This is a genomic window from Micromonospora rubida, from assembly GCF_009908295.1.
GTDB lineage: Bacteria > Actinomycetota > Actinomycetes > Mycobacteriales > Micromonosporaceae > Micromonospora > Micromonospora rubida.
Genome location: NZ_JAAALO010000003.1, coordinates 850,815 through 872,492, shown reverse-complemented (window position 1 = coordinate 872,492; position 21,678 = coordinate 850,815). Strand labels below are relative to the sequence as shown.

The 21,678-nt window shown below is 73.6% G+C and carries 21 protein-coding genes; 4 read left to right on the top strand and 17 right to left on the bottom strand.

Annotation, left to right across the window (positions count from 1 at the left end; all coding sequences use genetic code 11):
- Positions 1-58 precede the first annotated feature (58 nt).
- The 5 genes from GVV04_RS13540 to GVV04_RS13520 all read right to left on the bottom strand — a co-directional run bounded on the left by GVV04_RS13540 (position 59) and on the right by GVV04_RS13520 (position 5,999).
- Positions 59-1,747 carry a ribonuclease J gene (locus GVV04_RS13540; RefSeq protein ID WP_161688071.1) on the bottom strand — a complete coding sequence of 563 codons (1,689 nt, stop codon included), beginning with the start codon at positions 1,745-1,747 and terminating at the stop codon, positions 59-61.
- 55 nt (positions 1,748-1,802) lie between these two features.
- A complete protein-coding gene (dapA, locus tag GVV04_RS13535) occupies positions 1,803-2,726 on the bottom strand; it encodes a 4-hydroxy-tetrahydrodipicolinate synthase (RefSeq protein ID WP_161688069.1) in 924 nt (307 codons plus the stop codon).
- Between the two features lie 53 nt (positions 2,727-2,779).
- On the bottom strand, positions 2,780-3,517 hold the full coding sequence (gene thyX, locus GVV04_RS13530; RefSeq protein ID WP_161688412.1) for an FAD-dependent thymidylate synthase: 738 nt from the start codon (positions 3,515-3,517) through the stop codon (positions 2,780-2,782).
- 584 nt (positions 3,518-4,101) lie between these two features.
- Positions 4,102-4,773, bottom strand: coding sequence for a DUF2752 domain-containing protein (locus GVV04_RS13525; RefSeq protein ID WP_161688067.1), 672 nt, complete (start codon positions 4,771-4,773; stop codon positions 4,102-4,104).
- Positions 4,770-5,999, bottom strand: a complete 1,230-nt coding sequence (locus GVV04_RS13520) for a winged helix-turn-helix domain-containing protein (RefSeq protein ID WP_161688065.1) — start codon at positions 5,997-5,999, stop codon at positions 4,770-4,772. Before GVV04_RS13520 ends, GVV04_RS13525 begins: the two co-directional genes overlap by 4 nt.
- 78 nt (positions 6,000-6,077) lie before the next feature.
- Between GVV04_RS13520 and GVV04_RS13515 the strand changes: the two genes are divergently transcribed.
- The gene (locus GVV04_RS13515) at positions 6,078-6,629 is read left to right on the top strand and encodes a GNAT family N-acetyltransferase (RefSeq protein WP_161688063.1); all 552 of its coding nucleotides are present in this window, start codon (positions 6,078-6,080) and stop codon (positions 6,627-6,629) included.
- On the opposite strand, the gene GVV04_RS13510 is transcribed toward GVV04_RS13515, so the two are convergent.
- The gene (locus GVV04_RS13510) at positions 6,528-7,838 is read right to left on the bottom strand and encodes a glycosyltransferase 87 family protein (protein WP_161688061.1); all 1,311 of its coding nucleotides are present in this window, start codon (positions 7,836-7,838) and stop codon (positions 6,528-6,530) included. The genes GVV04_RS13515 and GVV04_RS13510 overlap by 102 nt on opposite strands.
- 35 nt (positions 7,839-7,873) lie before the next feature.
- Between GVV04_RS13510 and GVV04_RS13505 the strand changes: the two genes are divergently transcribed.
- Positions 7,874-8,455 carry a GNAT family N-acetyltransferase gene (locus GVV04_RS13505; protein WP_161688060.1) on the top strand — a complete coding sequence of 194 codons (582 nt, stop codon included), beginning with the start codon at positions 7,874-7,876 and terminating at the stop codon, positions 8,453-8,455.
- A gap of 72 nt (positions 8,456-8,527) precedes the next feature.
- Here GVV04_RS13505 and GVV04_RS13500 read toward each other — a convergent pair whose 3' ends face one another.
- The 7 genes from GVV04_RS13500 to truB all read right to left on the bottom strand — a co-directional run bounded on the left by GVV04_RS13500 (position 8,528) and on the right by truB (position 16,405).
- Positions 8,528-9,013, bottom strand: a complete 486-nt coding sequence (locus GVV04_RS13500; RefSeq protein WP_161688058.1) for a GNAT family N-acetyltransferase — start codon at positions 9,011-9,013, stop codon at positions 8,528-8,530.
- A 46-nt stretch (positions 9,014-9,059) separates the two neighbouring features.
- Positions 9,060-9,833, bottom strand: a complete 774-nt coding sequence (gene dapB / locus GVV04_RS13495) for a 4-hydroxy-tetrahydrodipicolinate reductase (RefSeq protein ID WP_161688056.1) — start codon at positions 9,831-9,833, stop codon at positions 9,060-9,062.
- An 87-nt stretch (positions 9,834-9,920) separates the two neighbouring features.
- The gene (locus GVV04_RS13490; protein WP_161688054.1) at positions 9,921-11,291 is read right to left on the bottom strand and encodes a M16 family metallopeptidase; all 1,371 of its coding nucleotides are present in this window, start codon (positions 11,289-11,291) and stop codon (positions 9,921-9,923) included.
- Between the two features lie 94 nt (positions 11,292-11,385).
- The gene (locus tag GVV04_RS13485; RefSeq protein ID WP_161688052.1) at positions 11,386-13,779 is read right to left on the bottom strand and encodes a polyribonucleotide nucleotidyltransferase; all 2,394 of its coding nucleotides are present in this window, start codon (positions 13,777-13,779) and stop codon (positions 11,386-11,388) included.
- Positions 13,780-14,011: 232 nt separating this feature from the next.
- Entirely contained in the window at positions 14,012-14,281 is a 270-nt protein-coding gene (rpsO, locus tag GVV04_RS13480; protein WP_161688050.1) for a 30S ribosomal protein S15, read from the bottom strand.
- Between the two features lie 250 nt (positions 14,282-14,531).
- Positions 14,532-15,461, bottom strand: a complete 930-nt coding sequence (locus GVV04_RS13475) for a bifunctional riboflavin kinase/FAD synthetase (RefSeq protein ID WP_161688048.1) — start codon at positions 15,459-15,461, stop codon at positions 14,532-14,534.
- Between the two features lie 59 nt (positions 15,462-15,520).
- The gene (truB, locus tag GVV04_RS13470; RefSeq protein WP_161688046.1) at positions 15,521-16,405 is read right to left on the bottom strand and encodes a tRNA pseudouridine(55) synthase TruB; all 885 of its coding nucleotides are present in this window, start codon (positions 16,403-16,405) and stop codon (positions 15,521-15,523) included.
- Between the two features lie 89 nt (positions 16,406-16,494).
- Here truB and GVV04_RS13465 point away from each other — a divergent pair, with 89 nt between their 5' ends.
- Together GVV04_RS13465 and GVV04_RS13460 are read left to right on the top strand one after the other, a co-directional pair.
- The gene (locus tag GVV04_RS13465; RefSeq protein ID WP_161688044.1) at positions 16,495-16,794 is read left to right on the top strand and encodes a hypothetical protein; all 300 of its coding nucleotides are present in this window, start codon (positions 16,495-16,497) and stop codon (positions 16,792-16,794) included.
- Between the two features lie 93 nt (positions 16,795-16,887).
- Positions 16,888-17,934, top strand: a complete 1,047-nt coding sequence (locus GVV04_RS13460) for a hypothetical protein (RefSeq protein ID WP_161688042.1) — start codon at positions 16,888-16,890, stop codon at positions 17,932-17,934.
- A gap of 42 nt (positions 17,935-17,976) precedes the next feature.
- Here the strand turns inward: GVV04_RS13460 and GVV04_RS13455 are convergent, their stop codons facing one another.
- From GVV04_RS13455 to GVV04_RS13440, 4 genes are all read right to left on the bottom strand, one after another.
- The gene (locus GVV04_RS13455) at positions 17,977-19,299 is read right to left on the bottom strand and encodes an MATE family efflux transporter (protein WP_161688040.1); all 1,323 of its coding nucleotides are present in this window, start codon (positions 19,297-19,299) and stop codon (positions 17,977-17,979) included.
- Between the two features lie 600 nt (positions 19,300-19,899).
- Positions 19,900-20,109, bottom strand: coding sequence for a DUF6186 family protein (locus tag GVV04_RS13450; RefSeq protein ID WP_201753503.1), 210 nt, complete (start codon positions 20,107-20,109; stop codon positions 19,900-19,902).
- Positions 20,109-20,516 carry a hypothetical protein gene (locus tag GVV04_RS13445; RefSeq protein ID WP_161688036.1) on the bottom strand — a complete coding sequence of 136 codons (408 nt, stop codon included), beginning with the start codon at positions 20,514-20,516 and terminating at the stop codon, positions 20,109-20,111. The genes GVV04_RS13450 and GVV04_RS13445 overlap by 1 nt, the downstream gene beginning before the upstream one ends.
- Before the next feature lie 64 nt (positions 20,517-20,580).
- Positions 20,581-21,642, bottom strand: a complete 1,062-nt coding sequence (locus tag GVV04_RS13440) for a DHH family phosphoesterase (protein ID WP_407938790.1) — start codon at positions 21,640-21,642, stop codon at positions 20,581-20,583.
- Positions 21,643-21,678 lie beyond the last annotated feature (36 nt).

The window sequence follows — 21,678 nt, the reverse complement described above, 5'->3', positions numbered from 1 at the left end:
CGCCGGCCCGCCCCCGAGGGGCGGGCCGGCGTCGGGACGCGCAGTGAGGTGTGGGGCGTCAGACCTCGACGACCGTCGGGACGATCATCGGTCGACGACGGTACTTGTCGTTGACCCAGCGCCCGACGGTGCGCCGGACGATCTGCTGGAGCTGGTGCGGGTCGGTGATGCCGTCCGCCGCGGCCCGGTTCAACGCCTCGGTGACCAGCGGAACAACCGGGTTGAACGCCTCCGGGTCCTCGGAGAAGCCCTTCGCCGAGAGGGTCGGGCCGGCCACCACCTTGCCGGTGACCGAGTCGACCACCACGGTGGTGGCGATGAACCCGCCGTCGCCGAGGATCCGCCGCTCGGTGAGCAGCGACTCGCTGACGTCGCCGACGGCCAGGCCGTCGACGTAGACGTACCGGCTCTTCACGTGGCCGACCAGGGTGGCGCGGCCCTCGACCAGGTCGACGACGTCGCCGTCCTCGCAGAGCACGACCCGGTCCGGGGCGACCCCGGACTCGATGCCCAGCCGGGCGTGCGCCCGCAGGTGCCGCCACTCGCCGTGCACCGGCATCAGGTTGCTGGGGCGGACCACGTTGAGCAGGTAGAGCAGCTCGCCGGCCGGCGCGTGCCCGGAGACGTGCACCTTCGCCACGTCCTTGTGCACCACCACCGCGCCGGCCCGGGCCAGCCGGTTGATCACCCGGTACACCGAGGTCTCGTTGCCGGGAACCAGCGAGGACGCCAGCACCACCGTGTCGCCGGGGGCGATGGTGATGTGCCGGTGGTCGCCGCTGGCCATCCGGCCCAGCGCGCTCATCGGCTCGCCCTGCGAGCCGGTGGACATCAGCAGGAGCTGCTCGGGCGGCAGCGTGGTCGCCTCGTCGATGCTGACCACGAGGCCGGCCGGGATGTTGAGCAGGCCGAGGTCCCGGGCGATGCCCATGTTGCGGACCATCGAGCGGCCGATCAGCGCGACCTTGCGACCGTGCTCTGCGGCCGAGTCGAAGACCTGCTGCACCCGGTGCACGTGCGAGGCGAACGAGGCGACGATGATCCGCCCCTTCGCCTTCGCGAAGATCGAGTCGAGCACCGGCCCGATCTCCCGTTCCGGGGTGACGAAGCCGGGGATCTCCGCGTTGGTGGAGTCCGACAGCAGCAGGTCGACGCCCTCGGCGCCGAGCCGGGCGAAGCCGGCCAGGTCGGTGATCCGGCCGTCCAGCGGGAGCTGGTCCATCTTGAAGTCGCCGGTGTGCAGCACCAGGCCGGCCGGGGTGCGGATGGCCACCGCGAGTGCGTCCGGGATCGAGTGGTTGACCGCGAAGAACTCGCACTCGAACGGGCCGAGCCGCTCCCGGCCGCCCTCCCGCACGGTCAGCGTGTAGGGCTGGATCCGCCGCTCGGCCAGCTTCGCCTCGACCAGGGCGAGGGTGAACTGGGAGCCGACGAGTGGAATGTCCGGCTTGTGGGCGAGCAGGTACGGCACCGCGCCGATGTGGTCCTCGTGGCCATGGGTGAGCACGATCGCCTGCACGTCGGCGAGCCGGTCCAGGATCGGCCCGAAGTCGGGCAGGATCAGGTCCACGCCCGGCTGCTCGACGTCGGGGAAGAGCACCCCGCAGTCGACGATCAGCAGCTTGCCGTCGTATTCGAAGACGGTCATGTTTCGACCGATGGCACCGAGCCCGCCGAGCGGGATGATCCGCAGGCCGCCCTCCGGCAGCGGCGGGGGCAGCTCCCCCTCGTTGTGCGCCTCGGTCACGCGTCCACCTCATTCTGCGACGCCGTCACTCGGCGTCCATCGTGTCGTTCGTTCATCAGGGGAGCTCCAGACCCGCCGCCGCGCAGTCCGTGCGCAGCTGGGCGATCTCGTCCTCGGTGGCGTCCACCAGCGGGGGTCGTACGGGGCCGGCCGGCAGGCCCTTGGCTGCCAGGCCCGCCTTGACCAGGATCGTGCCCTGGGTACGGAAGATGCCGGTGAACAGGGGCAGCAGCCGCCGGTGCAGCGCCAACGCGGTGCCGGTGTCGCCCGCGTCGTACGCCTCGATCATCCGCTTCGTCAGCGCGCCGGTGAAGTGGGTCGAGGTGCCGACCACGCCGACGCAGCCGACCGCCAGGGCGGGCAGCGTGAGCGAGTCCTCGCCACTGTAGTACGCCAGTTCGGTGCGGCTGGTCACCCACGAGGTGGCGGTGAGGTCGCCCTTGGCGTCCTTGACCGCGACGATGCGGCCGTGTTCGGCGAGGCCCACGAGGGTCTCGGTGGCGATCGGCACCCCGGCGCGGTGCGGGATGTCGTAGAGCATGATCGGCAGTCCGGTGGCGTCCGCGACTGCGGTGAAGTGCCGGACCAGCCCGCTCTGCGGCGGCTTGTTGTAGTACGGGGTCACCACGAGCAGGCCGTGCGCGCCGGCCTTCTCCGCCGCCGTGGCCAGCTCGATGGTGTGCCGGGTGTCGTTGGTGCCGACCCCGGCGACCACCTTGGCCCGGTCGCCGATCGCCTCCGCCACGGCTCGGATCAGGCTTTCCTTCTCCGCGTCGGTGGTGGTGGGCGATTCGCCGGTGGTGCCGTTGATCACGAGCGCGTCGTTGCCCTGCTCGTCGACAAGGTGGTTCGCGAGCCGCACGGCGCCGTCGAGGTCGAGGGAGCCGTCGGCGGTGAACGGGGTCACCATGGCCGTGAGCAGTCGGCCGAACGGGCGGGACACCGCCCGCTCGGTGGCAACTGGGTGGTCGTGCGTCATGTTCACAACCTAGCGGACGACCACCGGGGGGCTGGCGGGGAAGGGCTCAGGACTCACTCGCCGTGCGGGCTGACCGCGACCTGCGTGCCGTCGGGCAGGGCGGAGATGACGAAGTCGGCGAAGACGCTCGGGGCGACCCCCTGGAGCTGACGCAGGCACTCCACCGCCACCTCCCGGATCTCCACGTCGGCGTGCTCGGTGGCCCGCATCGCGATGAAGTGCCGCCAGGCCCGGTAGTTGCCGGTGACCACGATCCGGGTCTCGGTGGCGTTGGGCAGCACCGCGCGGGCCGCCTGCCGGGCCTGCTTGCGGCGCAGCGTCGGGTTGGGCTCGTCGGTGAACCGCTCCTCGAGGCCCTCCAGCAGCTCCGTGTACGCCCGCACGCTGGCCTCGGCGGCCTCGACGAAGCGCTTGTGCAGCTCCGGATCCTCGGCGATCGCCCGGGGCTCGACCATGGCGGCGTCGCGCTCCGGGACGTACCGCTGGGAGAGCTGCGAGTACGAGAAGTGCCGGTGCCGGATCAGCTCGTGGGTGAAGGAGCGGGACACCCCGGTGAAGTAGAAACTCACCGAGCCGTGCTCCAGCACCGACAGGTGCCCGACCTCCAGGATGTGCGCCAGGTAGCCGGCGTTGGTGGCGGTGGCCGGGTTCGGCTTCTTCCAGCTCTGGTAGCAGGCCCGGCCGGCGAACTCGGCGAGCGCCTGGCCGCCGTCGGCGTCGGTCGACCACGGCACGTCGTCCGGGGCCTGGAACTGGGTCCACGCGATCAGCTTGACCTGGGGCTGCACCATCTGTGGCATTCCTGCGACTGTAGTGGCCACGTCGACGACGGCCCACGTCGGGCTCCCCCACCGTCACCTGCGGATCGGTCCGTTCACTCGGGTCGATCGGGCCCGTCGGTCGGGCCGCGCAGGCGGGCCGGCGGCCGGGGCAAGGATGGGCCGGGCATGGCCGGGCACCAACTGGCCCGCGCCTACCCTGCCCGACGCCTATGGAGCTGCCCGCACAGACGGGGCACGCAACGTCGGTCCTCTCCCGAGACCGGACGGACCCGGCCGGAGTGCCAACGGACTGTCGTTGGCGAGCACAGGCAGGTACGGACCGGCGCAGACACACCGGACAGCGGGGCCGGCCCGTGCGCAGCACACGGGCAGGACGGGCGCGCGGATCGGCAGGCGGACGCACAAACGGGGCAGCTCCACAGGCACCACGGCAGGCACCCCCGCCACGGTCGGCACACGATGAACGCGGGCCGGGCGCACAGACGGGGCAGCTCCACAGGCACCACGGGAGCCACCCCCCGTCGACGTCCTGGTGTCCGCGCAGGGCAGCGATCCGATGCGCCGGTCGCCGCCGCGACCGGGCCGGAAGCCCGTCAGACGTAGAGGGAGGTGAAGGGGGCCCAGGGAAGGTTGCGGGCCACCGAGAAGACCAGCCAGAGGGCCAGGAACCCGCCGATCAGCTTCGAGCTGATCTGCGGCTCCGGCAGCCGCCAGCCGAACGCCTGCTTCCCGGCCCAGACCACGAACAGGTACGTCAGGAAGGGCAGCGCGAAGACGAAGAGGAAGTGGTGCCGGGCGGCGGCCGGCACGTCGCCGTGCAGCACGTACCAGAGTGCGCGGGTGCCGCCGCAGCCCGGGCAGTCCAGCCCGGTGGTGAGCTTCAGCAGGCAGCTCGGGGCGGCGTCGGGCGCGGCCCGGGTCGGGTCGCTGAGCAGCGCGTATGCCACGCCGAGGCCGACGCAGCCGAGCGCGGCCAGGGGCACCGCCCAGCGCGGCGAGCGGTCGTAGACCCGCATGACGAAGCGGGTCAACCTGTCCGGCTCGGCCATTGGGTACGCCCCCGGCGGCGGCCACGCGGCATCAGGCTGCTGACCCGCCGCCCACGCGGCATCAGGCTGCTGACCCGCCGGCCAAGCCGGGCCGGGCTGCTGACCCGCCGGCCATTCGATCGGGGCGCCGGCCGGCGCGGACTGTGGGGCGGGTGCGCCCCCGGCCTGGGCGTCCGGCCGAGCGGCCGGGCCGTCAACGCTCGTCACGCCGCTCACGGTACACCGGGCCCGCTCCTCAGCGCGGCGGCCAGCGGGACGGCGAGGTCGCCGGTGACGGGCGGGGCGACCGAGTCCAGCCCGAGCCAGCCGGCCAGCCGGTGCAGCTCGGCGGCCAGGGCCACCGCCGTCTCCCCCGGGTCGATGCCCGGCTCCGCCCAGGCGGCCGGGACCAACAGCACGCGGGCCCTCCGATCGGCCTTCAGGTCGACCCGGGCGGTGAACCGCTCGCCCTGGAGGAACGGCAGCACGTAGTAGCCGTACACCCGCTGCGGGGCCGGCACGTAGATCTCGATGCGGTAGCTGAGGCCGAACAGCCGCTCGGTGCGGCCACGCTCCCAGACCAGCGGGTCGAACGGGCTGACCAGCGTGTTGCCCCGCGCCCAGCGGGGCAGCCGGGCGGTGGCGTGCAGCCAGGCCGGATGCCGCCAGCCGCCCACCGTCACCGGGGTCAGCTCGCCGGCCTCGGCCAGCTCGGCGATCGCCCGCCGGGCACCGGCCACCGGGAGGCGGAAGTAGTCGCGCAGCTCGGGCTCGGCGGCCACCCCGAGCGACCGGGCCGCGATCCCGACGAGCGCCCGGTGCGCCTCCGCATCGGTCGGGGTGGGCGCGGCCAGCGCGGCCGCCGGCAGCACCCGCTCAGGCAGGTCGTAGCGGCGGGCGAAGGACGTGGTGCGGTCGGCGGCCGCCACCTCGCCGGCCCAGAACAGAAACTCCAGGGCCTTCTTCACGGCCGACCAGTTCCACCCCCAGTTGCCGGTCTCCCGGGGGGCGTCGTGCTCGATCTCGGCGGCGGTCAGCGGCCCCCGGGCGGCCACCTCGTCGCGCACCCAGGCGACCAGGCCCGGCTGTTCCCGGGCGATGCGGCGCATCCCGCCCCAGGCGTCGTCGTGCGCCCGGGCCATCCGCCAGCGCAGCACCGGGTGCAGCCCCACCGGGACCAGCGACGCCTCGTGCCCCCAGTATTCGAACAACTCCCGGGGGCGGCGGTAGGCCGCCGCGTCGAGCAGCGCCGTCGAATACGGCCCGAGCCGGCTGTAGAGCGGCAGGTAGTGCGCGCGTTGCAGCACGTTGACCGAATCCATCTGGATCAGCCCGACCCGGTCGAGCACCCGGCGCAGGTGCCGTCGGGTGGGCGCCCCGGCGGGAGCAGGGTCGGCGAAGCCCTGGGCGGCCAGCGCCACCCGCCGGGCCTGGGCGAGCGACAGCGATTCCGGTGCGATCATCGTGGGCACCCTAATCCAGGTGTACGACACCGGTGCGGCTCGCTGGACGACGCGCCCACCGGGGCATAGAACGGACGCATGCTGATCATCCGCACCGAGGAGCCGGACGACGCCGAGGCGGTCGCCCGGGTGCACGTGCACGGCTGGCAGGACGGCTACGTCGGGTTCATGCCGGACGAGGTGCTGGACCGGCTCAACGTGGCCGCCTGGGCGCAACGGCGGCGGGACACCGGCACGGCCGACCCGGAGCACCCGTTCACCACCCTGCTGGCCGAGCGGGACGGGGCGGTCGTCGGGTTCACCACGTTCGGGCCGTACCGGAACAACCAGGACCGGGCCGACCTGGACCACACCCTCGGCGAGGTGCTGACCATGTACGTCGAGAAGGCGTACTGGGGGGACGGGACGAGCGGGCGGCTGCTGGCGGCGGCGAAGGAGCAGCTGGCCGGGCGGGGCTGGGGCGCGTACCGGCTCTGGGTGCTCCGGGACAACCGGCGGGCCCGCCGCTTCTACGAGCGGGCCGGGCTGTCACCGGACGGCGAGCGGACGACCTACCGCGTGCCGCTGGCCGGCGGAGCGCCCCCGCTCGGTCTGGTCGAGCTGCGCTACGCCGGGCGCCTCGACGGCTGACCCGGCCGGCGGCGGCCCCCCGGCCGACCCGAGCCCGGCCGGCGCGGCCCACCTGCGGACCGGCAGGAACAGCAGCAGGGCCAGGCTGATCCAGACGTAGGTGTTGCTGCCGAGGAAGCCGTCCACGCCGGTGAAGTCCTTCTCCCAGACCCAGACGATCCGGCTGATCAGGAAGCCGTACCCGATCGCGGCGGCGGCCAGCAGGACCCGGCGCCGACCGCTGCGGGCGGGGGCCGCCATGCCGTTGTCGACCAGCAGGATCAGCCCCGGCAGCAGCCAGACCAGGTGGTGCACCCAGGTCACGGGGCTGATCAGGCACATCACCGCGCCGGTCAGCGCAAGGCCGGTGGCCTCGTCGCCGGCCGCCGCGGCGGCCCGGGACCGCCACACCCAGACCACGAGGGTGGCGAGCACCAGCACCGCCCAGGCCAGGCTGCTGGGGTGTTCGGGGCTCAGCCGGGCCACCACGCCGCTCAACGACTGGTTGGACACGAACGCCAGCTCGCCGACCCGGCCGGTGTTCCACAGCGCCGAGGTCCAAAACTCCCGGGACGCGTCGGGGAAGAGCGCGGCGGCGACCAGGCTGGCCGTGGCGGCGGCGCCGACGGCGGTCAGCGCGGCCCGCCAGCGCCCGGTGACCAGCAGGTAGACGACGAAGATCCCCGGAGTCAGCTTGATCGCGGCGGCCAGGCCGATGCCCACCCCGGCCCACCGGTTGCCGGCCGGCAGCAGCCGCAGCAGGTCCACCGCGACCAGGAACAGCAGCAGCATGTTGACCTGGCCGAAGTTGACCGTCTCGCGCATCGGCTCGAACGCGGCGGCCAGCAGGAGCGCCAGGGCGAGGGCATACCAGCGGGTCCAGCCGGCGCGGCGGGCGATCGGGTCGACCAACCACCAGATCAGCACGGCGCTGACCAGCACGGACGCGGCCACGCTCACCACGATCGCCGCCGTCCAGGGCAGCACCGCCATCGGCAGCATCGCCAGGGCGGCGAACGGCGGGTAGGTGAAGCCGTACTGGGTGCCGGGCTTGAGGAAGTCGTAGATCTCCCCGCCGTCGTGCACCCAGAAGTTCAGCGCGCCGTAGTAGACCTTGAGGTCGAAGAAGCCGTGCCGCACGGCCGCCACCGACAGGAACAGGGCCACCGCGACGGCGAGGCAGCAGACGCTGACGACCTGGCCGATCGTCCGTTTGGCACCCTGCGCCATCATCGTCTCCCTCGCCCTGCGTAGGCTCACGTCCCATGGCTCTCGGGTACGTCCGCCCGGCGCGTCCGGAAGACGCCGGCGAGATCGCACACATCCAGCTCGCGACCTGGCGGGTCGCCTATCGCCGGATCCTGCCCCGGCACGTGCTCGACAACCTGGACGAGGCGTACCTCGCCCGGCGGTGGAGCGCGGCCGTGCAGGAGCCGCCCTCGGGCGCGCACCGGGTGCTGGTCGCCGTCGAACAGGCCGAGCAATCGTATCTGGTGGGATTCGTCGCCTCGGGTCCGGCCGACGCCGAGTCACTCGCCCCGAACGAGCCGGCCGAGGCGCTCGGGCCCGACGTGGTGGCGGTGACGGACCTGCTGGTCGAGCCGCGCTGGGGCCGCCGCGGGCACGGCAGCCGGCTGCTCGCCGCGAGCGTGGACCTGTGGCGAGAGGACGGTTTCGCCCGCGCGGTGGGGTGGGCGTTCGACGCCGACCAGGCGACCCGGAAGTTCCTCACCACCGCCGGCTGGGAGCCCGACGGGGCGGCCCGGGCCCTCGACGTGGACGACATGCTGGTCAACCAGCTTCGGCTGCACGTCGCGGTGCCCCCGGACGGCCCTTCCGCCGGCTGACCGACCCCCGCTACCGGGCAACCGGTCCGGTCCTCGACGCCGGGCAACCGCCGCCCCGACGGCGGGCAGTCGTCACGGGACGGCGGGCGCGGCAGGCAGCTCGGCGACCAGTTCGTCGTCCTCCACCGCGCCCGTCGGGGTGAAGCCCAGGCGGGGGTAGAGGGCGGCGGCGGCCAGGTTCTCCGGGTGGTACGACAGGCGGACGGCCGGGCAGCCCGGCTGGGCGAGCAGCCAGGCGGCCAGGGTGGTCACGGTGGCGGCACCCACCCCCCGGCCCTGCTCCGTGGCGTCGACGACCATGCCGCCGATCCACCGCGAACCGTCGTCGTCGACGCCCCACATGACGTGCCCGACGACGGCCTCGTCGGCGTACACCGCCAGGGAGGTCCAGACGTCGCCGCGCGCGCTGATCAGCAGGTAGCGGGCCGCCATCGGATACACCCAGGCCCGCTGGTCGTCGCGGGGCACCACGTCGGCGACAGCCCGCCAGTTGTCGTCGTCGACCGGGCGCAGGGTGACGTGCCGCCCGGCGCGGTCGCGGAGGTTCGAGTCGATCACCCGGCGAGCCTAGGGCCGACCAGCCCGCCCGGCGACCGCTTTCCGGTCAGCCGAGCAGCGGGTCCAGGCCGAGGGTGAGGCCGGGGCGGTTGCGCACCGCGCGGACGGCCAGCAGCACGCCCGGCATGAACGAGGCCCGGTCGTACGAGTCGTGCCGGATCGTCAGCGTCTCGCCGGTGGTGCCGAAGAGCACCTCCTGGTGGGCGACCAGGCCGGTGGCGCGCACGGCGTGCACGCGTACCCCGTCGATGTCGGCCCCCCGGGCACCCGCCACCTCGTCCTTCGTGGCGTCCGGAACCGGGCCGAGGCCGGCCTCGGCGCGCGCCTGCGCGATCCGCCTGGCGGTGTGCGTGGCGGTGCCGCTGGGGGCGTCGAGCTTGCGCGGGTGGTGCTGCTCGATGATCTCGACGGACTCGAAGTGCCGGGCCGCCCGCGCCGCGAACTGCATCATCAGCACCGCGCCGATGCCGAAGTTGGGGGCGATCACCACGCCGACCCCGGGACTGTCGGCCAGCCAGCCGCGCACCCGCTCGATCCGCTGCTCGGTGAAGCCGGTGGTGCCGACCACGGCGCTGATGCCCCGCTCGATGCACCAGTGCAGGTTGTCCATGACGACGTCGGGGGTGGTGAAGTCGACGACCACCTCGGCACCGGCGTCGGAGGCGGCGAGCAGTCCGTCGCCCTGGTCGATCGTCGTCACCAGTTCCAGGTCGGACGCCGCGTCGACCGCCTTGCACACCTCGATGCCCATCCGGCCCCGGGCGCCCAGCACGCCGACCCGGATCAGCTCCTCGGGGTTCGTCTCCAGCTCGTCAGTCACGGGGCACAACCTATCCCAGCCGGGACGCCCACAGCGGGCCGACCGCCGACCGTCCCACGTGCCGCCGCTGGCGGGGCGGCTCGGCGGTCAGGAGGTGAAGTCGCGCTCGCCGAACGGGCCGACGACCGCGAGGGACATCGGCCGGGCGAGCAGTTCGGCAGCGAGGGTGTTCACGTCGTCCACGGTCACCGCGTCGACCCGGGCCAGCAGCTCGTCGACCGGCATCAGGGTGCCGTAGAGCAGCTCCCCCTTGGCGAGCCGGCTCATCCGGGAGCCGGTGTCCTCCAGGCCGAGCACGAACGAGCCCTTGCTCATCCCCTTGCCCCGGGCCACCTCGGCCTCGGTCAGCCCGTCGGCGGCCACCCGGGCCAACTCGGCGCGGGTCAGCTTCAGCACCTCGTCCACCTTCCCGGGGGCGCAGCCGGCGTAGACGGCGAACAGGCCGCTGTCGGCGTACTGGCTGGCGTAGGAGTAGACCGAGTAGGCCAGGCCGCGCCGCTCCCGGATCTCCTGGAACAGCCGGCTGGACATGCCGCCGCCGAGTACGTTGTTGAGCACCCCGAGGGCGAAGCGCCGCTCGTCGATGCGATCGATGCCGGGGCAGCCGAGGATGATGTGCGCCTGCTCGGTCTCCTTCGGCTCGACCAGGGTGGTGGCCGGCTTCACGCGTACCGCCGGGGTGTCCGGACGGTGCGGGGCCGGCGTGGCCGGGTCGGTGTCCAGCGGGGTCCCGGCCAGCGCCTGGCGGACCAGCTTGACCACGGCGGCGTGGTCGAGGTTGCCGGCGGCGGCGATGACGATCTGCGCCGGGGTGTAGTGGCGGCGGTAGAAACCCTGGATCTGCCGGCGGGTCATCGGGGTGACCGTCTCCTCGGTGCCGGAGATCAGCCGGCCGAGGGGGTGGTCGCCGTAGACGGCGCGGGCGAACAGGTCGTGCACCTCGTCGCCGGGCTCGTCGTCGTGCATGGCGATCTCTTCGAGGATGACGCCGCGCTCGGTCTCCACGTCGGCCGGCTCCAGCAGCGAGTCGGCTACCGCGTCGCACATCACGTCGATGGCCAGCGGCAGGTCCTCGTCCAGCACGCGGGCGTAGTAGCAGGTGTATTCCTTCGTGGTGAAGGCGTTCGTCTCGCCGCCCACCGCCTCGATCTCGGAGGAGATCTCCAGCGCGGTGCGCTTGTGGGTGCCCTTGAAGAGCAGGTGCTCCAGGAAATGCGCGGCGCCGGCCTGCGTGCCGGTCTCGTCCCGGGAGCCGACGGAGACCCAGATGCCGAACGAGACGCTGCGCATCGCCGGGATCGCCTCGGTGAGCACGCGAAGCCCGCTGGGCAGCACGGTACGGCGTACCGTGCCGCCCAACGGGTCGTCACTCAGCGTGCGGGTGACCGCCCGGGTCGACCCGCCGGCCCGCCCGGGCTGTGGCCCGGTGGCGTGCCGGACGGCCCCGGACGGCACCACCCCCCGTCGATCCGCAGGAAAAGACGCGCGCTGGGCCCGACTCACGGAAACCTGCTCTCAGTTCGACGAGGGGTGGGTGGTGCTGGGGTGAACGTCAGCTGTGCCGGGTGCGGCGGCGCGGACGCTCGCCACCCTCGCCACCTTCGCCGCCCTCGCCGCCGCCCGGGGCGCGCTCGCCGCCGCCCGGGCCACGACCGCCCCGGTCGCCGCCGCGCTCGCGGTCACCGCGGTCACGCGGGCCCCGGTCGCCGCCCCGGCTGGCCGGACGCTCGCCGCCGGCGACCTCTCCGGTGGCGGCCGGCGCCTCGGCGCCCTCCGGCCGAACCTTGTCGAGGTAGATCTTGCCGCGGGCGTCGATGTCCGCGATCTCCACCTCGACCCGGTCGCCGACGTTGAGGAAGTCCTCGACCCGCTCGACCCGCTTGCCGTCGCCCACCTTGGAGATGTGCAGCAGGCCGTCGCGGCCCGGCAGCAGCGAGACGAACGCGCCGAACGCGGCCGTCTTGACCACCGTGCCGAGGAACCGCTCCCCCGCCTTCGGCAGGGTCGGGTTGGCGATGCCGTTGATCCGGTCCACCGCCGCCTGGGCCGACGGGCCGTTGGTCGCGCCGACGTAGATGGTGCCGTCGTCCTCGATGGAGATCTCGGCGCCGGTCTCGTCCTGGATGGCGTTGATGGTCTGGCCCTTCGGGCCGATCACCATGCCGATCTTGTCGACCGGGATCTTCACCGTGGTGACCCGCGGGGCGTACTCCGACATCTCGGCCGGCGCCTCGATGGCCCGCTGCATCACGCCGAGGATGGTCTGCCGGGCCTCGTTCGCCTGCTGGAGGGCGGCGGCCAGCACGTCCGACGGGATGCCGTTGAGCTTGGTGTCGAGCTGGAGCGCGGTGACGAACTCCGGCGTACCGGCGACCTTGAAGTCCATGTCGCCGAACGCGTCCTCGGCGCCGAGGATGTCGGTCAGCGTCACGTACCGGGTCTTGCCGTCGACCTCGTCCGAGATGAGGCCCATGGCGATGCCGGCGACCGGCGCCTTCAGCGGCACACCGGCCGACAGCAGGCCCAGCGTCGAGGCGCAGACCGAGCCCATCGAGGTGGAGCCGTTGGAGCTGAGCGCCTCGGAGACCTGCCGGATGGCGTAGGGGAACTCCTCGCGCGACGGCAGCACCGGGATCAGGGCCCGCTCGGCGAGCGCGCCGTGGCCGATCTCGCGCCGCTTCGGCGAGCCGACCCGGCCGGTCTCACCGGTCGAGTACGGCGGGAAGTTGTAGTTGTGCATGTAGCGCTTGCGGTTCTCCGGCGAGAGGGTGTCCACCATCTGCTCCATGCGCAGCATGTTCAGGGTGGTCACGCCCAGGATCTGGGTCTCGCCCCGCTCGAACAGCGCCGAGCCGTGCACCCGGGGCAGCACGCCGACCTCGGCGGTCAGCGCGCGGATGTCGCGCGGGCCGCGGCCGTCGATGCGGACCTCCTCGCGGAGCACCCGGTTGCGGACCTCGGACTTGGTCAGCGACCGGAAGGCGGCGGACAGCTCCTTCTCCCGGCCCTCGAAGCGACCGCCCAGCTCCTCGACGACCTTGGCCTTGACCCGGTCCAGGGCCTCCTCGCGGTCGGCCTTGCCGGCGATCTTCAGGGCCTCGGCGACCTCGGCGCGGGCCAGGTCGGCCACCGCGTCGTACACGTCGGCCTGGTAGTCCAGGAAGACCGGGAACTCGGCGACCGGCTTGGCGGCCACCTCGGCCAGCTCGCTCTGCGCGCGGCACAGCTCGCGGATGGCCGGCTTCGCGGCCTCCAGGCCGCTGGCGACGATCTCCTCGGTCGGCGCGGTGGCGCCGCCCGCGATCAGGGCCACGGCGTTCGGGGTGGCCTCGGCCTCGACCATCATGATCGCGACGTCACCGTCGGCGAGGGTGCGGCCGGCCACGACCATGTCGAAGGTGGCCCGGGCCAGCTCCTCCAGGGTCGGGAAGGCGACCCACTGGCCGTCGATGTGCGCGACCCGGGTCGCCCCGATCGGGCCGGAGAACGGCAGGCCGGAGAGCTTGGTCGACATCGACGCGGCGTTGATCGCGACCACGTCGTACGGGTGCTGCGGGTCGAGCGCGAGGATGGTCTCGACGACCTGGACCTCGTTGCGCAGGCCCTTGACGAACGACGGGCGCAGCGGCCGGTCGATCAGCCGGCAGGTGAGGATCGCGTCCTCGCTGGGGCGGCCCTCGCGGCGGAAGAACGAGCCGGGGATCCGGCCCGCGGCGTACATCCGCTCCTCGACGTCGACGGTCAGCGGGAAGAAGTCGAACTGCTCCTTCGGGTGCTTGCCGGCGGTGGTGGCGGAGAGTACGACCGTCTCGCCGAGCTGGGCGACGACGGAGCCGGCGGCCTGGCGGGCCAGCCGGCCGGTGGAGAAGGTGATCTCACGGGTGCCGAAAGACCCGTTGTCGATCACGGCGGTGCGGGATTCGGTGCCGAGGTTCTGCCCGGTCATGGTTCGGTGGTGCTCCTTCGCATCGGGAGGCCCACGACGCGGGGAGCTGCTCAGACGGCCGGTCTTCGATCGAAGCGCCCGGGGTGCCGGCGAGCTGCCGGGGCTCCCGGGGGCCACTACCGGAGACCGGTACGCTGACCGGCTCCCTGTCGGGTGGTCGCGCGGCCCCTGTTTTCGTCAGGTGGTGGACGCCGATCGGGGGAGCGACCCAGTGGGTCGCTCCCCCGTCACGTCAACGGCGCAGGCCGAGCCGCTCGATGAGCGACCGGTAGCGGCTGATGTCCTTCTTCTGGACGTAGTTGAGCAGCCGACGGCGACGGCCGACCAGCAGCAGCAGCCCACGACGGCTGTGGTGGTCGTGCTTGTGCACCTTCAGGTGCTCGGTGAGCTCGGCGATCCGCTTCGTGAGGACCGCGACCTGCACCTCCGGCGAACCGGTGTCGCCCTCGGCGGTCGCGTACTCCGCGCGGATCTTGGCCTTGGCTTCCTGGTCGATCGCCATGTTCTCCCTGTTTCGATGGGTTGATCACTGATGCCCGTCGTGTCGGTCGGTGGACCGGGGACGGACCGGCACCTCGCACCCGCGGCGTCGTGCAGGCACGCGAGGCCCCACGTCGGTCAGTCGACGTCCCCGCCAGACTACCAGCCCTCGCCGGAACCGCCTGGCAAGGGCATCCGACGAGGCGACCCGACGTCGCGCCGGCGTCACGGACGGAGTGACGGACGGCGTCACGGACGGCGTCACGGACGGCTCAGCCGAGGGCCCGGCGGGTGCGCTCGACGTCCTCGGTGATCTGGGCGATCAGCGGCTCGACCGCGTCGTAACGCACCTGGCCGCGCAGGTGGGTGACGAAGTCCAGGGCCAGCCGCTCGCCGTACAGGTCCCCGGAGAAGTCCAGCGCGTACGCCTCGACCCGCCGCTCCAGGCCGGAGAACGTCGGGTTGGTGCCGACCGAGACGGCGGCGGCCAGCCACTTCCGGTGCCCCCGACGGACCAGCCGGGCGGCGTAGACGCCGTCGGCGGGCACCGCCGCGTACCGGTGGCAGAGCAGGTTGGCGGTGGGAAAGCCCAGCTCCCGGCCGCGCTGGTCGCCCCGGACCACCACCCCCTCGACCCGGTGCGGGCGGCCCAGCGCGACGGCCGCCGCGGCGACGTCACCGGCGTCGACGCAGGCCCGGATGTAGGTCGAGGAGAACACGGTGTTGTCCTCGGCGACCAGCGGCGCCCCCTCGACCGAGAAACCGAAGGTCCGGCCGAGGCGCTCCAGCAGCGCCACGTCGCCGGCCGCCCGGTGCCCGAACCGGAAGTTCTCCCCCACCACGACCAGTGCGGCGTGCAGGTGCTGGACCAGGATGTCGTGCACGAACGCCTCGGCCGGCACCCGGGAGAACTCCGGGGTGAACGGCACCACGCAGAGCGCGTCGACGCCGAGCGCCTCGATCAGCTCGGCCTTGCGGGCGGGCTCGGTGAGCACCGCCGGGTGGGAACCGGGGCGCACCACCTCGGCCGGGTGCGGGTCGAAGGTCACCACCACCGACTGCACGCCCAGCTCCCGCGCCCGGGCCACGGCGTGCCCGATGGTCGCCTGGTGCCCCTTGTGCACGCCGTCGAAGACGCCGATGGTGACGACCGAACGGCCCCAGCCGCCGGGCGCCGCGTCGTACCCCCGCCACCGCTGCATGACGATCCTCCCCTGCCTTCCGCGACCGGCCGCGCCGGCGGCCGTACCCCCGCCCGCCGTCAGGCCGGGGCGAGCACGATCTCCGCGCGGGCCCGGCCGTCCCGCTCGCTGACGATAGCGATCAGACCGCCGTCGGGACCGAAGACGGCGTACGGCCCGGTGAGACCGGCCGGATCGAGCGGGCCGCCGTGGGAGAGCACCTTCGCCTCGTCGGCGGTAGCCTCCCGGCGCGGGAAGAACCGGTCGGCCGCCGCGTCGAGCGGCAGGTTCACCACCTCGGGCGCGCGCTGCTCCAGCTCGTCGAGGGTCGCCGCCTCGGCCAGGGCGAACCCGCCGACCGCAGTGCGGCGCAGCGCGGTCAGGTGGCCGCCGACCGAGAGCGCCAGGCCCGCGTCCCGGGCCAGCGCCCGAATGTACGTCCCGGACGAGCAGGTCACGTCGACGTCGACGTCCACCACGTCGGGGGTGTCCCGGCGGATGGCCAGCACGTCGAGTCGGCTCACGGTGACCCGGCGGGCGGGCAGCTCGACGCTCTCCCCCTCGCGTACCCGCTTGTACGCCCGCTGGCCGTCGATCTTGATGGCGCTGACCGCGCTCGGCACCTGATCGATCTCGCCGGTCAGCGCCGCGAACGCCGACCGGATCGCCTCGTCGGTGACCGTCCCGGCCGGGGTGGTGGTCAGCACGTCGCCCTCGGCGTCGTCGGTGACGGTGGCCTGCCCGAGCCGGACGGTGGCCGCGTAGCTCTTGCCCGCGCCGATGACGTACGTCAACAGCCGGGTGGCCCGGCCGACGCCGATCACCAGCACGCCGGTGGCCATCGGATCAAGCGTGCCGCCGTGCCCGACCCGGCGGGTCCGGGCCAGCCGGCGGATCCGCGCCACCACGTCGTGCGACGTCATGCCGCCGGGCTTGTCGACCACGATCAGACCGTCTGCGCTCACGACCGCCAAGCCTGCCAGACGGGGTCACGCCGCCCGTCACCGCACGGCACAATGCGGCAACCCCTTCTCACACCTGCCCCGGAGCCCCCATGAGCACCCCGCCCCCGCAGGAGCACCACGCCCGGGTCGACCTGCCCCAGTGGATGCGCAACCCCGAGCCGCCCCGGCGGACCCTCGGCCGACGCCTGTCCGACCTGGTGGACGCCACACCGGGCCTGTGGGAGGGGCGGCGGGCGCTGTGGCGCTGGCGGGAAGGGAGCCGGTTCAGCGAGCGGCACCCGGTCGTCTCGGCGATCGTGTCGTTCGTTGTCGTCGCGGCGGTGGCGACGGTTCTCGTCGCGGGCGCCGCCTACCTGTTCGCGAGAATGCAGGCCGGCGACCGCCTGTGAGCCCCGGCCGGGGCCGCCACGAAAGGCGCTGCGCGGCCGAGCCGCCGGGTGCGAGGATCATGCGCCCTGCCCCGCCGTAGACCAGGATGCGCGATGACCGAGCAGCAACCACCCGTTCCGGCACCCGCCCGCGGCCCGGCCAACGAACCGGGACCGGCGGCCGGGCCGGACCGGTACGCCGTCGCCCACGTCGACGAGCAGATCCAGCTACCGGACTGGATGCGCCAGGTGGGCACGGAACAGCCGCTGGACCGCACGGAACGGCGGCGGCTGGCCTGGGGGCGGCATCGCGGGAAGTTACTTGTCGGCGTGGTCGCGCTGGGCGCGGTGGCCCTGCTCGGCGCGACGGTGACCGTCGTCCGCACCGTCGTCGACGGCGTCCGCACCGCCACGCCGTCGACGCCGTCGCCGTCGCCGTCGCCGGGCCCGGTCAGCTCCGCCGGTGCGCACCGGGACTACTTCGCCGGCACTCCCGCCGCCGGGTTCGCCGTCGGCGAGCAGGGCATCCAACTGCCCACGGCCCGGCCCACCGGCCCGTTCAGCGCGGCGCAGGTGCGTACAGCGCTCGACACGACCCGACGGGCGCTGATCGAGAGCCGCCTCAGCACCGTCATGTTGTACGGCAACTACACGCCCTTCCTCACCGTGCTGGCGGAGGACGCCCGCGAGGACCTCTCGCCGGCCTTCGCCGACGCACGCTTCCAGCACTTCGCCACCCGGCTGGACAGGAGCTTCCGCTGGAAGAAGGAGATCAGGGTCGCCGGGAAGGTCGACTACGAGGCCACCGAGAACGCCGACGGAATCCGCGTGCTGGCGGTGACCACCCGGTTCTCCTGGGTGTACGCCTTCGAGCGGCTGGCCGGGGAGGCCCCGCCCGAGGCTGACCTGGTGGTCGTCCGGGACACCGTGGTCTGGTACCTGCCCCACCCCGACGACGTCTCGCCCTCGGCGCGTGGCCTCTGGCTGGGCTCCGCCGAGGCCGTCACCTGGAACGCCGAGTGCGGCCTGCTGAGGGAGGAGGGTTTCCTCGACGTGGCGCCCTGGGTGTCCGACGGCAACCAGGTCGGACCGTCCCGTGGGGTGCCCCTCACCGAGGTCTTCGACCCTGAGCAGGCCGCCCACGTCCCCGGGTCCTGCTGACCCTGGCCCACCGCCCGCCACGGGGCTCCCGTTCCGGTCCGCTCAGCGGACGGCGCCGACCACGGCCCAGCCGCCGGAGCGCAGCCGCAGCAGCAGGGCCGCCAGCCGGAGCAGCACGAACAGGAACAGGCCGGCCCAGACGCCGCCGAGGCCCAGGTCGAACGCGTACGACAGCCAGATCGCCGGCAGGAAGCCGCCGAACGCCGCGACGATGGTGAGGTTGCGCAGGTAGCGGACGTCGCCCGCGCCGATCAGCACCCCGTCGAGGGCGAACACCACGCCGCCGACCGGCTGCAACGCCACCAGCCAGGGCCAGGCGACCATGGCCTGGTCGCGTACCTGCTCGTCGGAGCTGAACAGCCCCGGCACGACGCCGGCCCCGACGGCGATGAGCACCGCGAACGCCACGCCGCAGCCGGCGCCGAGCAGCGCGACCCGCCGGGCCAGGGCGCGGGCGCCGGCGTCGTCGCCGGCCCCGAGCGCCGCGCCGATCAGCGCCTGCGCGGCGATCGCGAGGGCGTCGAGCACCAGGGCGGTGAAGAACCACAGTTGTACGGCGATCTGGTGCGCGCCGACCGCCGCCGCCCCGAACCGGGCCGCGACGGCGGTGGCGGACAGGAAGCTGGCCTGGAAGGCGACGCCCCGGACCAGCAGGTCCCGGCTGAGCACGAGCTGCTGGCGGATCACCCCCGGGCGGGGGCGCAGCGACACCCGCTCGCTCACCAGCGCGGCGGCGAACAGCCCGCCGGAGATGGTCTGGGCCACCGCGTTGGCCACCGCCGAGCCGGTGAGCCCCCACCCGACGGGGTAGACCAGCAGCGGGCAGAGCAGCGCGGACAGCAGGTTGGGGCCGAGCACGAACCACAGCGGCCGACGGGTGTTCTGCACGCCGCGCAGCCAGCCGTTGCCCGCCGCGGCGAGCAGCAGCCCGGGGGCCCCGAGCGCCGCGACCCGCAGCCACCGCCCGGCCGCGTCGGCGACCTCGCCGGGCCCGGCGAGCGCGGCGACCAGCGGGCCGGCGACGAACTGCATGGCGAGCGCGACCAGCACCCCGACCCCGAGGGCCAGCCAGGACGCCTGCACGCCCTCGGCCACGGCGGCGGCCCGGTCGCCGGAGCCGAACCGGCGGGCGGCCCGCCCGGTGATCCCGTACGCCAGGACGGTGCCCAGCCACGCGATCAGGGTCATCACGGTGCCGGCGACGGCCAGCGCGGCGAGCGGCAGCCGGCCGAGGTGACCGACCACGGCCGTGTCGACCAGGACGTAGAGCGGCTCGGCGGCGAGCACCACGAGGGCCGGCAGAGCCAGGGCGGCGATCCGTCGCGGCGAGGCGACGGCGGACGGGGCGAGGGAGGACCGGATCATCGCCACCGATCCTGACACGGCAAAGGTAAGGATCACAACAAGAGCTATTCCTTACCCATCGCCGTGACGACACGACCCACCACCCCGCGCGCACTTTCCGGGAAAGAGTGGCCTCGTGGGCGACCTAAGGCACTCTTTCCCGGAAAGTGCACCCGGCGCGGGGCTTGTGGGCGGGGTCGGGCATCAGTGCCGGGTGGCCTGGGTCACTGGCGGGTGTCCATCGACGTCTGCAGCGCGCGGCGGGCCTGCTCGCGTGCCTCGTCGGTGTTCTCGGTCTTGGGCTTGCTCGACATGATTCGGTCCTTCCAGGGTGCGGGCCACGGCGACGTGGTGGCCCTGCGGCCGGTCGTGCTGGCGCCTGACGGGCGGCCCGGGGTCACCGGAGCGGCCGGTCTGGGCGTGCGCCCGGGTCGGTCGGACCCTGGAGGGAGGCGGTGCCGGGTGCGGCGCCACCACCGTCGACCAGCACCGCGGGACACGACACCGGTCGATTCCCAAATTATCGTTCAGGTCCACATGCTGCCCACTCTTCCCGTCATCTGGACAGGGTGAGGCTCCCGCCGGGCCGGCCGGAGGGTCAGGGACGGCGGTGAGCGCCCCTCAGCGGGCCAGGAAGTGCCAGCCGAGCCACCACCAGAAGCCGAACAGGCCGATCCGGCCGACGGGCACCGGGCCCACCTCGTAGCGCATCACGTAGGCGCAGACGTCGGCCGACGACGGGATCCGGGAGCCCGGCCGGCGGGCGGCCCACTCGACCGCGACAAAAAGCGCCAGGGCGGTGACGAAGCCGCCGATGGCGAGTGCCCGCATCATCGCCGCACCAGCCCCCAGAACGCGGCGAGCCAGGCGAACCAGGCCGCCGAGCGGACCAGCTCGTCCTCCAGCAACGGATCGGCCAGCCGGGAAAGGGTGGGGAACTCGTCGCCGGCGTGCAGGACGAAGGTGGTCCCCTCGAACACGCCGAACACGGCCACCGGGACCAGCCACCAGACCACGCCCGCGCCGAGCCGGCGGGGCGCCGGCCGGCGCGACACCCGGGCACCCAGGCCCAGCCAGATCAACGCGCCCCCGGTGCCGAGCGTGTAGAGGTTCGCCGAGGCGGAGAACGAGGGCAGTTGCCCGCCGACGAGGGAGAGACAGACCAGCACCGGCACGGAGACCACGGGACGGTCCCAGACCCGGGGCTCCGTGACGATGAGCTCGCGCGGGTGATCCATCCCACAATTCTCCCCGCCGCAGCGGAGCGCGGGAAGACCACCGCCCCCCGGAGTCGTCCCTGATCTACGCCTCGATCAACGCCTTGTCCAGCTCCGCACGGATGCCGGCCACCACATCCTCGACGGTGCCGCGACCGGTGAAGCCGGCCGCGAGCCGGTGACCGCCGCCGCCGAGGGCGACCGCGACGCGGCTCACGTCCACCGCGCCCTTGCTGCGCATCGACACCGCCCACTCCGCCGGGCGGACCTGCTTGACCACGCAGCTCACGTCGGCCTCGGCGGTGCACCGGACCGAATCGATCAGAGCCTCCAGCACGTACGGTCGCTGGTCGTGCCGAACCAGGTCGTCGAGCGTGGCGTACGTCCAGACGAGGCCGTGGCCTCCGGCCGCCGCCGGCTCCAGGCGGGCCCGGCAGAGCACCTCGCCGAACAGCCGCACCGCGCCGAAGGGCCGGGTGTCGAAGACCCGGCGGGAGATGTCACCGGGCCGGATTCCGGTGGCCAGCAGCCGGGCCGCCAGCTCGTGCACCGCCGGGGTGGTCGCCTCGAACCGGAACGACCCGGTGTCGGTGGTCAGCGCGACGTAGAGGCACTCGGCGATCGCCGCGTCCAGGGTCACCCCGAGCCGGGTCAGCAACTCCTCGGCCACCACCGAGGTGGCCGCCGCCCGGGGGTCGACCAGGTTGATCCCGCCGAACCGGGTGTTCGAGGCGTGATGGTCGAGCACCAGCGCGGCCCCGGCGGTCTCCAGCCGGTCGACCAGGCCGCCGAGCCGCGACTCACTCGCCGCGTCGAAGCAGACGACCAGCTCCGGCGCCGGGTCCGCGTCCGCCTCCGGGACCAGCAGGTCCATCCCGGGCAGGCCGCGGATCGGCTCCGGCACCTCGGGCGGGCCGGGGAAGGTCGCCTGCAACCGGCGTACGCCGAGCTGCCGCAGGCCCAGCGCGAAGCCGAGCATGCTGCCCAGCGCGTCCCCGTCGGGGTTGACGTGGCAGATCAGCAGGACCCGGGCGTCGGCCGGCAGGCCGCGTACCGCCTCGACGGCGGCTGCCCAGTCGGCCTCGCCCGGGCCGGGCCCGACGGCGGCCCCTGCCACAGCAGCGCCGGTGTCGGCGAGCTCTGTCACGGCAGGGCCGGTGTCGGCGGGCCGGGCGGCGGCCCC

What these genes read in the sequence shown, in the direction of transcription:
- GVV04_RS13450 (WP_201753503.1), bottom strand. Translation starts at nt 20,109, where the DNA reads ATGCGGGCACTCGCCATCGGCGGCTTCGTCACCGCCCTGGCGCTTTTT.
- GVV04_RS13455 (WP_161688040.1), bottom strand. Translation starts at nt 19,299, where the DNA reads ATGATCCGGTCCTCCCTCGCCCCGTCCGCCGTCGCCTCGCCGCGACGG.
- rpsO (WP_161688050.1), bottom strand. Translation starts at nt 14,281, where the DNA reads ATGGCGATCGACCAGGAAGCCAAGGCCAAGATCCGCGCGGAGTACGCG.
- dapA (WP_161688069.1), bottom strand. Translation starts at nt 2,726, where the DNA reads ATGACGCACGACCACCCAGTTGCCACCGAGCGGGCGGTGTCCCGCCCG.
- GVV04_RS13465 (WP_161688044.1), top strand. Translation starts at nt 16,495, where the DNA reads ATGAGCACCCCGCCCCCGCAGGAGCACCACGCCCGGGTCGACCTGCCC.
- GVV04_RS13445 (WP_161688036.1), bottom strand. Translation starts at nt 20,516, where the DNA reads ATGGATCACCCGCGCGAGCTCATCGTCACGGAGCCCCGGGTCTGGGAC.
- GVV04_RS13460 (WP_161688042.1), top strand. Translation starts at nt 16,888, where the DNA reads ATGACCGAGCAGCAACCACCCGTTCCGGCACCCGCCCGCGGCCCGGCC.
- GVV04_RS13510 (WP_161688061.1), bottom strand. Translation starts at nt 7,838, where the DNA reads ATGGCGCAGGGTGCCAAACGGACGATCGGCCAGGTCGTCAGCGTCTGC.
- GVV04_RS13515 (WP_161688063.1), top strand. Translation starts at nt 6,078, where the DNA reads ATGCTGATCATCCGCACCGAGGAGCCGGACGACGCCGAGGCGGTCGCC.
- thyX (WP_161688412.1), bottom strand. Translation starts at nt 3,517, where the DNA reads ATGGTGCAGCCCCAGGTCAAGCTGATCGCGTGGACCCAGTTCCAGGCC.
- GVV04_RS13520 (WP_161688065.1), bottom strand. Translation starts at nt 5,999, where the DNA reads ATGATCGCACCGGAATCGCTGTCGCTCGCCCAGGCCCGGCGGGTGGCG.
- GVV04_RS13475 (WP_161688048.1), bottom strand. Translation starts at nt 15,461, where the DNA reads ATGCAGCGGTGGCGGGGGTACGACGCGGCGCCCGGCGGCTGGGGCCGT.
- GVV04_RS13505 (WP_161688060.1), top strand. Translation starts at nt 7,874, where the DNA reads ATGGCTCTCGGGTACGTCCGCCCGGCGCGTCCGGAAGACGCCGGCGAG.
- GVV04_RS13485 (WP_161688052.1), bottom strand. Translation starts at nt 13,779, where the DNA reads ATGACCGGGCAGAACCTCGGCACCGAATCCCGCACCGCCGTGATCGAC.